The sequence below is a fragment of the Lysinibacillus sp. NPDC056185 genome (genome assembly GCF_047737915.1).
GTDB lineage: Bacteria > Bacillota > Bacilli > Bacillales_A > Planococcaceae > Lysinibacillus.
This window is the reverse complement of sequence record NZ_JBLLLQ010000002.1, coordinates 324,703-336,744: the sequence shown is the minus strand read 5'-3', so window position 1 is coordinate 336,744 and position 12,042 is coordinate 324,703. Positions and strand designations below refer to the sequence as shown.

Annotated in this window: 10 protein-coding genes; 9 read left to right on the top strand and 1 reads right to left on the bottom strand. The window is 37.4% G+C overall.

Annotated elements, in window-relative coordinates:
- The first annotated feature begins 439 nt into the window (after positions 1–439).
- From ACMZ42_RS04030 to ACMZ42_RS04010, 5 genes are all read left to right on the top strand, one after another.
- Positions 440–655: a hypothetical protein gene (locus tag ACMZ42_RS04030; RefSeq protein WP_370076594.1), complete on the top strand. Its 216-nt coding sequence runs from the start codon at positions 440–442 to the stop codon at positions 653–655.
- Positions 656–991: 336 nt separating this feature from the next.
- A complete protein-coding gene (locus ACMZ42_RS04025; RefSeq protein ID WP_415730661.1) occupies positions 992–1,495 on the top strand; it encodes a GrpB family protein in 504 nt (167 codons plus the stop codon).
- A 108-nt stretch (positions 1,496–1,603) separates the two neighbouring features.
- Positions 1,604–4,792 (top strand): BTAD domain-containing putative transcriptional regulator, encoded by a 3,189-nt coding sequence (locus ACMZ42_RS04020; protein WP_415730660.1) that lies wholly within the window; start codon positions 1,604–1,606, stop codon positions 4,790–4,792.
- 243 nt (positions 4,793–5,035) lie between these two features.
- Positions 5,036–5,854, top strand: a complete 819-nt coding sequence (locus ACMZ42_RS04015; protein WP_415730659.1) for an alpha/beta fold hydrolase — start codon at positions 5,036–5,038, stop codon at positions 5,852–5,854.
- Between the two features lie 119 nt (positions 5,855–5,973).
- On the top strand, positions 5,974–6,873 hold the full coding sequence (locus ACMZ42_RS04010) for a LysR substrate-binding domain-containing protein (protein ID WP_415730670.1): 900 nt from the start codon (positions 5,974–5,976) through the stop codon (positions 6,871–6,873).
- A 36-nt stretch (positions 6,874–6,909) separates the two neighbouring features.
- On the opposite strand, the gene ACMZ42_RS04005 is transcribed toward ACMZ42_RS04010, so the two are convergent.
- Positions 6,910–7,899 carry an aldo/keto reductase family protein gene (locus tag ACMZ42_RS04005; RefSeq protein WP_415730658.1) on the bottom strand — a complete coding sequence of 330 codons (990 nt, stop codon included), beginning with the start codon at positions 7,897–7,899 and terminating at the stop codon, positions 6,910–6,912.
- Positions 7,900–8,362: 463 nt separating this feature from the next.
- Between ACMZ42_RS04005 and ACMZ42_RS04000 the strand changes: the two genes are divergently transcribed.
- The 4 genes from ACMZ42_RS04000 to ACMZ42_RS03985 all read left to right on the top strand — a co-directional run bounded on the left by ACMZ42_RS04000 (position 8,363) and on the right by ACMZ42_RS03985 (position 12,041).
- Entirely contained in the window at positions 8,363–9,604 is a 1,242-nt protein-coding gene (locus tag ACMZ42_RS04000; RefSeq protein ID WP_415730657.1) for a substrate-binding domain-containing protein, read from the top strand.
- 90 nt (positions 9,605–9,694) lie between these two features.
- Positions 9,695–10,471 carry an ABC transporter ATP-binding protein gene (locus ACMZ42_RS03995; RefSeq protein ID WP_402874432.1) on the top strand — a complete coding sequence of 259 codons (777 nt, stop codon included), beginning with the start codon at positions 9,695–9,697 and terminating at the stop codon, positions 10,469–10,471.
- On the top strand, positions 10,446–11,153 hold the full coding sequence (locus ACMZ42_RS03990; RefSeq protein WP_402874435.1) for an ABC transporter ATP-binding protein: 708 nt from the start codon (positions 10,446–10,448) through the stop codon (positions 11,151–11,153). The genes ACMZ42_RS03995 and ACMZ42_RS03990 overlap by 26 nt, the downstream gene beginning before the upstream one ends.
- 15 nt (positions 11,154–11,168) lie before the next feature.
- Entirely contained in the window at positions 11,169–12,041 is an 873-nt protein-coding gene (locus tag ACMZ42_RS03985; RefSeq protein ID WP_415730656.1) for a branched-chain amino acid ABC transporter permease, read from the top strand.
- Position 12,042: the final 1 nt, after the last annotated feature.

Below are 12,042 nucleotides of genomic sequence, written 5' to 3'. Positions count from 1 at the left end.
GTCCATTTCTGTTTTGAACAGTTCTCAAGATTGGGGTATCCCATTACCCCTCCCTATCCAGTGCATATAGCAGATAGGGCTACACTAATGTTACCATAGCGTATAGTTGGTTTCGTCCGATGTGTTTTAGCGTCTTTTTCGTGACGACACATATTGTTTTACCGATAGCATGAATTAGGCTATCGAACCTTATACAATATCCAATTTTCAATGAACGAGCGTGTTTTATAGACTTTTACTAGCCTATAGATGAAGTATAACACCTTTTCAGACAATTAAGGTAGCAATAGTTACCTCTTGTCTGACCTCACTTTCATCCCATGGCTAAAAACGGGCTACACCCTGCATAGGCTTTCTCGTTCGGAAAATCTGTAAGAGAGATTTATCCATTACTAATAAACTAGGTAAAATAAATTATACAGTAGCAGAAATTACTGAAATGATAGAGAGCTATAAAGAAAAATTTAACACTCTCAAAAATAAACCAGAGGTTGATGCCTTGATGTCTCAAATACAAAAGCAATATTTGAAGTTTGCGACAAAAGGAATCTCTCCATATGACAAAGACGATGAAGCTGCTAAGGGCTTTATCCAAGATAAATCAGAAAAAACCTTTATTCATATTGCAGATTATTGGAAAAGATTATTGGAATAGGATGAAACTATTTTTCGATATTGATAAAAATACTTAGGTAGAGAAGGTTTACCTTTTTATAAAAACAAAACATAAATTTTCTGGTTCAGAATCCATTTTGATCATTTTTCAAAATGGATTCTTTTAACATTGAGGAGATAAATGGTCTAAGCGCTTGCGAATAATCTAGATGAAATATTTCATATTGGCGATAAGGTAAAAGTGGGCTATGATGGTAAAATAAAGGATAAAGTACCAATTGGAATTGCTACACTTACTATAGAATTAATTTGGGAATATCTACTAAAGTAGTTGTACCAATCTAACGTTGCTGCTTTGTAATTGGGGGAGTTTTATATGGAAAAAGTAAATTTTTTTAATAGTGAACTATTTCATGAAAATGCTGAGAAAACTTTTTTGATACACAAAAATAAAATTACAGATATAATACCGAAGGCTGATATCCAGCATGTCGGTAGTTCAGCAATTCCTAATAGCATTACTAAGGGTGATTTAGACATCCAAGTACGTGTTAGTGCTGAACAATTTTCGAAAGCAGTAGAGCTTTTATCTAATTTATATGAAAGAAATGATGAAAGTGTCAAAACAGATACATTTAGGGCATTTAAAGATGATACAACTAATCCTCCTTTAGGAGTTCAATTAACTGTAATTGATTCTGAGTTTGATTTCTTTTGGAAATTTAGAGAAGTTTTATTGGCAAATAATAAATATCGAGATGCATATGATAAATTGAAGAAAGAATACGAAGCCAAATCGATGGATGCCTATAGGGAAGCTAAAGATATCTTTTTCCAAAGACTCATGGAAACTCCTGAGTTTAAGAAATATGATAAGTAATGTTTGAATGGAACAACTCTACGTATGGATTGGCCTATTATTTAAAAGATTTTAAGCTTTGAAGACTTGTAACCTTACATAACCAGTTGAATGGGGAGGTTATCACATATGACTACAGACATTATTATTCAATCAAAGTGTATTCCACCGCGTCCTTCCAATCATTGTATTAGTAGAGCTATATTAATGAAAACATTAAAAAAAAGCTTAAACCATTCTTGCACACTTATTCATAGTGGGCCAGGGTATGGCAAAACAACAATCCTAACACAATTTCTACATGCACAATCAAGCAAATTTTCCTGGTATAGTGTGTCGGAGGAAGATGATAATATATTGCCGTTTTTAAGACATTTATTTTATAGTATCACACGTATTGTTCCGAGCTTCGGTCAAGAATTTGATGCATGGAATCAATTATCCCGTTTTCCGAAAATAGAGGAACTAAATCGTTGGTTTAAGCTGTTTGTCAACAGTTTATGTGAAATCGAAGGGCCGATTCTAATTGTTATTGACGACTACCATCTTGTTGATCATGAATTTCATATTAATTATGTGATGGAAAAAATAATTGAGTTTTCACCACCGAATGTTCATTTTATTATCGCCTCTAGAACGTTACCGAATTGGGATATTACGAGGAGATTAAAGCTACAAAAGAAATTACTCGTTATTGCAGAAGGAGAATTAGCATTTTCTTCAGAGGAAATCGCTGTTTTTTTCGAGGATTATGTAGCAGTGCATTTAACAGATGAAGAAATATCTAAGGTTTTAGAAATTACAGAGGGCTGGGCAATTAGTATTTCTTTATTAGCTGAGCAATGGAACAATGAATCGTTAGCGCATTGGCTAAATATTTCTACAAATGATCTTTTCACCTATTTATCGGAGGAAGTTTATCTTAAGATGTCAGCATTCGAGCAAGAGGCTATACTAAAACTGGCGATTTTTCCCACATTTTCTGAGGAGTTTATCACACAATTTTATAGTTCGGAAATAGCAGAGGCGTTAAAACTGTTTATACAGCGACATTTATTTATTCAACCGATCACAACGGATGGTTTATATCGTTTTCATGCATTGTTCATTCGTTTTTTAGAGCTAAAATGGCGACAAAATGCTTCGCAATATATTGCATTACATAAACAAGCAGCATTGTATTATGTAAAAGAGAAAAATATACAAGCTGTTCTTCATCATGCATTTAAAACGAATGATCAGGATTTTAGTGGTGAGTTATTACAAAATCATGCCGAAAGTCTAGTCCGTGCAGGGCAATTTGAGTGGCTATTAGAAAAAATAAATCGATTTACAGCTGATGAAAAATCGGAATATTACAAATTATATTATTTTGAAGGTGAGTGCCACCGCTATCGTGCTTATTATGAAAGAGCGAAGCAGTCCTATGAACATTGTGCAAACATCGCAAAAAATAAGAATGATTATCTCTTTATGACGAAAGCCCAAGCAGGTTTAGCACATATTTATCTCGATACAATCCAGCCGGCATTGGCAGAGCCGCATTTAAAAAGAGCGTTAGAGTTAGCGGATCATACGCCGTTAAACGAAGAGGAACTTCTCGAATTGCAACGTCAGTATGCAGAAAATTTGGTGAATTTAGGGAAGGCGAAAGGCGCACAAATTTTTATAGGTGAGGTTGCTTTGACAGAGGATGTGCTACAAAGAGCAAATGTTGATGTTCGCATATTGTTAAGAACAGGGCAGCTACTAGAAGCAAAGGAATTGCTGACGAAAAGATTGGAATTACCGCCACAGCTTGTCGCGACACATAGGGAGAGTGAGCTATTGGCATCATTTGTCTATGCGTTATTAGGGCTAGGGAAGGATGCTTGGTATGCCGCTCAGCATGGGATTCGTAGGGGATTACGTGAAAAATCGGTTTTTATTGAGGCTGTTGGCTATATTCGCAAAGCACATGCATTACTATTAATAGATTTTCCTGATTATCAAGGAGCCTGCAATGCTTACGAAAAAGCCCTTACATTGTTGAATACCATTAATATTTCTCGCGTAAAGGCCGAGCCATACATGGGACTTGCAATTGTCAAACATGCGCAAGGAGATATTATCTCTGCTAAAAAATATGTAGCGCTCGGATTACGGGAAACGGAGCAAGTACAAGATGCATGGATGACCGCTCTTATATTAATCGCTGAGGTTAAAATTATTATTTCTCAACAGGAATTTGAACGGGCGAAACAATTATTAATGAAGGCACAGCGATTATTCCAGGACTGTGGCGATCAAAATGGGGAGATGCATGTACTTTTCTTTCAATCTGTCATTGCCTTCAAAGAAAATAATCCTCAACAATTCAATCATTATTTTCAGCAGTTTGCACAGCTATGTATTACAAATGGTTATGACTACTTTTTACAAAGGAAAACCATCCTCGGTCCACCGAATAGGATGATTTTTTATGAGCTTCTACAATTTAGTAGAAAGTGTGATGGGGAAAATGCTGCTATTTTAGCGATGCGTAGCTTTTTTCAAGTAGAGGATAATATTGTTTATCCGCATGAGGAAATACAGATGAACTTTTTAGGCAGTCTACATTTAATAAGAAAGCATCGAAAGCTTGAGGATAAAGAATGGCAACGTGATAAATCGAAGGAGCTCTTCGTCTATTTATATTGTCATCGCAACCGATTTACGCCAAAGGAAGAGATTGCACAGGCATTATGGCCAGAGCGAAATGTTGAATCGCTAGATCGAGATTTTAAAGTTGTATTGAATACGTTATTAAAAGTTCTTGAGCCAAGTAGAAATGCGCGTCAGGAAAGCTTTTTCATTCAGCGTAAAAATAATATGTACCAATTGCAGCAAATTCAATTTCTACAAATCGATGCCGAATGCTTTCTCTATTTTTATGAATTAGGGATGGAGGAGTTCGATCCACAATTGTCAAACGAATGGCTGCAGCTTGCTGAAACGAGCTATACGGATGTACTTTATGCTGAAAAAAAGCAGTTAGATTGGCTCATACAGGATCGAGAAAAGCTACATTCAATGTATATTGAAGTACTGGAAAAATTAGCACAAAATGCGACGCGGCAACAAAATTATAAGCAAGCTATTTATTATGCAGAAAGAATAATTCGTGAGGATCCATTATGGGAAGAAGGCTATCGGTTGTTGATGTATAGTTACTATCAATTACAAAACCGCTCCCTTGCGTTAAAATGGTATGAAAAATGTGTGCAGCAATTAAAAAATGAACTAAATACAACACCGATGGAATCGACGATGGTTGTTTATGATTTAATAATGGGCTAGTATATATTGGACAGTTGGTTATTTTGGGGATATTATCGTAACATGGGATTGATTTCCGTTTCCGCTGGCTGGGAGCGTCCGATGACCGGGTTCGCAGTAGGGTATCATCAGTGACGCTAATCTCCAAGGCGTCACCCAGTCTCCACTCCAATCAACCGGCACCTACAAGAAAAAGCCATAACAACTTTTGATGAACATTTATGATATTAATCAATAATTTTTATAATATTTGGAGGAACTTCTATGTCATTTTGTAAGGTAAGTAAGGCGAATATTTACTATGAAATAATTGGGACCGGAACACCAATCGTTATGCTCCATGGATATTCGCCAGACCATCAACTAATGAAGGGATGTATGGAGCCTGTTTTTGCAGAAAGGGAGGGCTGGAAACGAATTTATATTGACCTTCCAGGAATGGGCAAGACGACAGACTACGAAAAGATCAATAACTCGGATGAAATGCTCAAGGCCGTTATAGAACTAATTCACTCATTAATACCAAATGAACGTTATTTATTAGTAGGAGAATCTTATGGTGGATATTTAGTCCGTGGAATTATGAGAGAGTATCATGAACAAATTTTAGGGGCTGCGTTTATTTGTCCGTTGATTATTCCAGATAAACAAAGTCGAACTGTGCCAGAACAAAGTGTTGTCTCGGCGGATAAAGACTTTTTATCGACACTAACGAAACAGGAGCTAGAAGATTTTAGCTCGCATCTAGTTGTTTTAGATGAATATAATTGTCAGCGTTACACAAATGAAGTGTTTGCAGGTATAGAAAAAGCAGATGTGGCATTTTTAGAAAAAATCCAAAAAAACTATAGTTTTTCTTTTCCTGTAGATGAGATTTCATTTGCTAAACCTTGCTTATTTTTGCTAGGTAAACAGGATTCCATGGTTGGCTATAAGGACGCTTTTGCTATTTTAGATAAATTCCCAAGAGCAGCCTTCACCATTTTAGATAAGGCTGGGCATAACTTGCAAATTGAACAAGTGAATTTGTTTACGAGTCTTATGAGAGAATGGTTGGAGCGGGCAGTGGAAATTAACGATTGAAATACATTTTTAAAAAGACAAAATGAAATCCATTGATCGATTGAAGAATTCACAAGACACCAATGAGTTCAATATTAAAAGAAGTCCTGAATCGAATTTAGTAGAAGGGATAGTTGCAAATAGATATTAGGAAAATGCGATATTTCATAATGGTGGCAGAAGAATTGAATTTTAGTCGTGCAGCAGAACGTCTGAGGATGGCGCAACCTCCTTTAAGCCAAGAAATTCGTAAATTAGAAGTAGAATTGGGGGTTCAACTTTTTCATCGAACGAAAAGAATGGTTGAACTTACGGATGCTGGGAAGATATTTTTAGAAGGATCTCAACAAACACTGCTTCAGTTAGAAAGAACCATAAAAGAAACACAACTCGCAGCTGAAGGGAAAATAGGGAGCTTAATTATTGGTTTTGTCGATTCCACAGAAATTGTTATAGAAGTTCTTAATAAATTTCGAGAACGCTTTCCTAAAATCCATCTTATTTTACGTGAAATGACAACGGAGCAGCAATTAAAAGCGCTTTATGAGAAACAAATTCATATTGGATTTATTCGTTCTAAACAAAACAACGGAATTCTCTCTTCTGAAGTTTGTTCGGAAGAATCTTTAAAATTGGTTTTACAACAAGATCATCCTTTCGCCTTATTGCCCGATATACCACTCCGATTGTTAATTGATGAACCATTTATTTTGTTTCCGCGTCATATGGGTCCCAATTTTTATGATTTAATTATTAGCTACTTTTGGGATCATGGTGTAAGTTTAAATGTTGTCCAAGAAGCTATTCAAATGCAAACGATTGTTAATTTAGTGGCAACCGGAATGGGAGTTTCTGTCGTTCCATCGTCCGTGGAAAGCTATAAACATCCTGGGGTTATCTATAAAAAAATCCAAGAGACTACACCAAAAGTAAATTTATATGTTAGTTGGAGAGAAGATGAAAAATCTGCAGTAGTTAATCATTTCTTAACAGTTGTTAGAGAGATGTATTCGATTTTGAAATTTGATCACCAAAAATAAAACCCCATCCTAAAGGGGATGGGTAATAAAATATTATTAACCTGTTTTACTCGGGTCGTACTCAACGAAACCTTCTAATACTTTGTCAATCTGATTCATAATTTCAATGTCTAGTTTGATACCTGAAGCGAGCGCATTCTCTCTTACCTGTTCTGGGCTCGAGGCACCGATAATTGCTGAGGAAACGTTCTGGTTTTGTAGTACCCAAGCTACTGCGAGTTGAGCGAGGGTAAGATCAATCTCTTGTGCGATGGGTTTAAGCTTCTGAATAGCAGTGAGCACATTGTCGTTCATCCAACGTTGTGCAAGTTTATTAAAGAATGGTTTGCCAGCCGGAGAATTAGCACGTGATTGGGCTGGTACCGGTTTTTGGGGTAGATATTTTCCAGTGAGAACACCTTGTGCTAAAGGCGACCATACTACTTGCCCAAGTCCCTCACGTTGACAGGTTGGTATAATATCGCTTTCGATAACTCTCCACAACATTGAATACTGGGGTTGGCTTGCGATGAACGGAATTTTCAATTCCCGTGAAAGTGCTGCACCACGGGTGATTTGTTCTGCTGTCCACTCACTTACACCGATATAAAGCACTTTACCTTGTCTTACAAGATCTGCGAAAGCTAACATCGTTTCTTCAAGTGGAGTAGTTGGGTCATACCTGTGTGCATAATAGACATCTATATAGTTTGTTTGTAACCGACGCAAAGATGCATGACAATTTTCTAGAATATGTTTTCGTGATAAACCTTTATCGTTTTGCCCATTCCCAGTCGGATGGCACACCTTTGTACATAGTTCAATGCTCTCCCGGCGAATACCTTGTAAAGACCTGCCGAGTATTTCTTCAGCTTTAGTTTCTGAATAAACATCAGCAGTATCGAATGTAGTTATACCGACATCTAGTGCTGCTTTAACACACTCTTTTGCAGTATCCTCATCTACTTTACCCCCATGATTTATCCAGTTTCCGTATGCTATCTTGCTTATTGTCAATCCGCTATTGCCAAGTTTACTAAACTCCATTCTAGACCCTCCCTTTAAAAGTGCTATCTTCATTATAAAGACCAGATTTCAATATGGATAATATATTATTACTAATGAATTAATATAAATTTTATATAATAAAACTGTTTTGCTGTTGTTGCAGAAAAAGTGGCAGCTTACACTGTATTTTCTAAAATGTTCCGATAAATCGATGAAACATTCCGATAAAACCTGAAATTGTTCCGATAAATCTCAAAATTGTTCCGATAAAACACGAATTTATTCCGATAAATCTCTCATCCCCGAAAAAAACTTTCACCCACCTAAAAAGGGAGCTCATTTAAAGATTTTTGTCGCTGTCGTTGCACTTCGCTGCAGAGATAGTTGGCTCAATAAACTGACCCAACTATCTTGTAACTAATTTGTAACTGAAGTTTTATATAGTGTTTACATAGCAACGAAAACGCTTTCTATTTTAGTTCATGATGAAAGGGGTTTTGGGATGAAGAAGCATTGGTTAATTATGCTTTTATTGATGCTGACAATGTTAATGGTGGCATGTAATTCAGAGGGGTCGAAGGATAGTTCAAGTGGGGGTAAGGCTTCGGAGGATGATACAAAAGGTACAGCTGAGGAAGGGGGCACTATTAAAATCGGTGTGCTTGCGTCATTGACGGGTGCTCTTGAGTCGTATGGGAAACAAACACAGCATGGATTTGAATTAGGAATTGATTATGCTACAGGCGGTACGATGGAGGTTAACGGTAAGAAAATAGAAATTGTCTATGAAGATACAGAAACAAAGCCTGAGGTTGCTGTACAAAAAGCGACAAAGCTATTAGAAGATGACAAGGTTGATTTTTTAGTTGGTTCCTCTAGCTCAGGTGATACGCTCGCTGTACTACCACTTGCGGAAGAATATCAAAAAATTATGGTGGTGGAGCCTGCAGTAGCGGATAGCATTACGGGCTCAGAATTTAATAAATATATTTTCCGTACAGGTCGAAATTCTTCTCAGGATGCTTATGCTGCAGCGGCGGCGATTGCGGGAAAAGGTGTTAAAATCGCAACGTTTGCACCGGATTATTCTTTTGGCTGGGACGGGGTAAAGGCATTTAAGACAGCTGCAGAAAAGCTAGGCGCAGAAATTGTTTTAGAGGAATATGCAGATCCAGCAGCAACTGATTTTACGTCTAATTTGCAAAAAGTAATTGCTGCAAAACCAGATTATTTATTTGTCGTATGGGCTGGAGCAAACTCACCGTGGAATCAAATTGCAGATTTAAAAATTCAAGAAAAGGGCATTAAAATTTCAACGGGTGCACCAGATATTATTGCATTAAAACTTATGAATCCATTAATTGGTATGGAAGGGTTCTCTGTTTATTATCATACGTTACCACAAAATGATGTCAATAAATGGTTAGTGGAGGAACATCAAAAACGCTTCAATGAAATTCCGGATTTATTTACGCCAGGAGGCATGTCTGCAGCCATCTCTATTGTTGATGCGCTGAAAAAATCAAATGGCGATACAGATGCGGAAAAACTTATCGGCATTATGGAAGGAATGTCATTTGAAACACCAAAAGGAACGATGACTTTCCGAAAAGAAGATCATCAAGCATTACAGTCGATGTATTCGATCCGTTTAGAAAAACAAGATGGTGTAGATTATCCAGTACCAGTGCTAATTCGTGAGCTTAGCCCTGAAGAAACGGCACCTCCAATCTTGAATAAGTGAAATTACGAGACAGATATTTTCTGTCTCTCTTCACTCACTTTCAAATGAGAATGGGTGAAGAGAGATAGAAGTACTAGAAAGGAGAATACGATGGAACCTATTTTACGAACAGAAAACTTAACTATTCGTTTTGGCGGACACACAGCTGTCGACCAGGTGAATTTTAATATGCCGGAAAAGCATTTGAAATCAATTATTGGACCTAATGGAGCTGGAAAAACAACCTTCTTTAATTTGCTTAGTGGAGAATTAAAGCCGACTGCCGGGGATGTCTATTTTAAAGGACAGTCACTTGCGAAAAAATCAGCAATTGAAAGAACACGAATGGGTCTCGGGCGTTCTTTTCAAATTACGAATGTTTTCCCGAACTTGACAGTTTTAGAGAATGTCCGTTTAGCTGTGCAATCCAAGGAGAAAGTTCGTTACCAATTATTTCGCCATTACAAAAGCTATAAGGCGATTACCGAAAAAGCGGAGGAGCTATTAACACTTGTCTTGCTTGACAATAAAAGAGATGCCTTTACGACAATGTTGTCCCATGGGGAAAAGAGAAAGCTTGAGATTGCTATGCTGTTAGCACTTGATACGGAAATCCTTTTACTTGATGAACCAACGGCAGGCATGTCCTTAGAGGAGGTGCCAACGATTTTAGAAGTTATTCGCACCATTAAAAATCAAGGTGATAAAACCATTCTGCTTATTGAGCACAAAATGGATATGATTCTAGATTTGTCGGACTCGATTATGGTGCTATTTAACGGCCAGCTTCTTGCGGATGGAACTCCAGGGGACATCATGAAAAACGAAACCGTACAAAATGCATATTTAGGAGGTCTGTACGATGAACACCTTACTGAAATTAAATGATGTCCACACATATATCGGTCAATACCATATTTTGCAAGGAGTCAATTTTGAGGCCATGGAGGGGCAAGTAAGTGTACTGCTTGGTAGAAATGGAGCGGGTAAAACGACCACTTTAAAAACGATTATGGGGTTAACACCTGCCTCAAAGGGCGAGGTGGAATTTCGCTCACATTCTATTAAAAAAAGCCCTACCTATAAAGTTGCAAAATTAGGAATAGGTTATGTACCTGAAAACCAAGGGGTTTTTGCAGATTTAACCGTTGAGGAAAATATGAAAGTGGCCATGCGTAAAGAAGATACGGCTACTTTCGAGCGACAAAATTATGTGCTAGAGCTGTTTCCTGATCTGAAGAAATTTTGGAAGAAGGCTGGCGGACATCTTTCAGGTGGTCAAAAACAAATGCTGTCCATGGCAAGGGCATTTATCAATGATAGTAAGTTAATGTTGATTGATGAGCCATCTAAAGGACTGGCGCCCATAGTGGTAGAAAAAGTAATGGAGGCCATCGTTGAAATGAAAAAGCAAACGTCCATCATTCTTGTTGAGCAGAACTTTCTGATGGCGAGCCGAATTGGTGATACGTATACATTGATTGATGATGGCAGAACAGTTCACTCGGGTAACATGCAGGATCTTATCCATCATGAAGAATTAAAAAGAAAATATCTTGGAATCGGATAAAGGTGGTGTACTTTATTGGAGCTATTCGTCAATTTAGTCATTAATGGCCTGGCAACTGGCATGTTAATTTTTTTACTAGCGGCAGGTCTGACGTTGATTTTTGGACTAATGGATGTTTTGAACTTTGCTCATGGTGGTTTATTCGTTTGGGGGGCTTATGCTGGGATCTTTACGTATATGTTCACAGAGAGCTTTCTAATTGGCATTGTAGGTGCCGTCGTAACAGGGGCTTTATTAGGACTCATTACTGAAAAATTAATTATCACACCTGTGTATGGCAATCATATTCAGCAAATTTTAATAACATTAGGGCTGATGCTTGTGCTGCAGGAGTTGATTAAAGTTGTTTTTGGTCCAAATGGTGTTGCAGTGAAAACACCGAGCTACTTAGCAGGTAGCTGGGAAATTGGAGACGTTATTATCATTAAATATCGATTATTTATTATTGTAGTAGGTTTTATCATTTTTGGTATTTTTCAATACATGCTTAAGAAAACGAAGATTGGGCTTATCGTTCGGGCGGGTGTACAGGATAAAGAAATGGCACAGGCACTTGGCATTCATATAAAACGAGTATTTTTATATGTCTTTATGGTTGGTGCGGCATTAGCAGCACTTAGCGGCATGTTGATGGCTCCGTATTCAGGTGTCATCTATGCGGAAATGGGCATGGAGTATGCAATCTTAGGTTTTATCGTTGTTGTAATCGGAGGAATGGGTAGTTTTTCGGGCTCACTATTGGCAGCTATATTAGTCGGTTTAGCAGGTAGCTTTATGGCTTATTACGTGCCAGTGCTATCGCTTGCGGTCAATATGATTTTAATGGCCATTGTTTTAATTTTCCGTCCACAAGGTTTATTTACTATGAGAAAGGAGAGATCAACATGAA

Coding starts and splice junctions, on each gene's coding strand:
- ACMZ42_RS04030 (WP_370076594.1), top strand. CDS start 440: ATGATAGAGAGCTATAAAGAAAAATTTAACACTCTCAAAAATAAACCA.
- ACMZ42_RS04025 (WP_415730661.1), top strand. CDS start 992: ATGGAAAAAGTAAATTTTTTTAATAGTGAACTATTTCATGAAAATGCT.
- ACMZ42_RS04020 (WP_415730660.1), top strand. CDS start 1,604: ATGACTACAGACATTATTATTCAATCAAAGTGTATTCCACCGCGTCCT.
- ACMZ42_RS04015 (WP_415730659.1), top strand. CDS start 5,036: ATGTCATTTTGTAAGGTAAGTAAGGCGAATATTTACTATGAAATAATT.
- ACMZ42_RS04005 (WP_415730658.1), bottom strand. CDS start 7,899: ATGGAGTTTAGTAAACTTGGCAATAGCGGATTGACAATAAGCAAGATA.
- ACMZ42_RS04000 (WP_415730657.1), top strand. CDS start 8,363: ATGAAGAAGCATTGGTTAATTATGCTTTTATTGATGCTGACAATGTTA.
- ACMZ42_RS03995 (WP_402874432.1), top strand. CDS start 9,695: ATGGAACCTATTTTACGAACAGAAAACTTAACTATTCGTTTTGGCGGA.
- ACMZ42_RS03990 (WP_402874435.1), top strand. CDS start 10,446: ATGAACACCTTACTGAAATTAAATGATGTCCACACATATATCGGTCAA.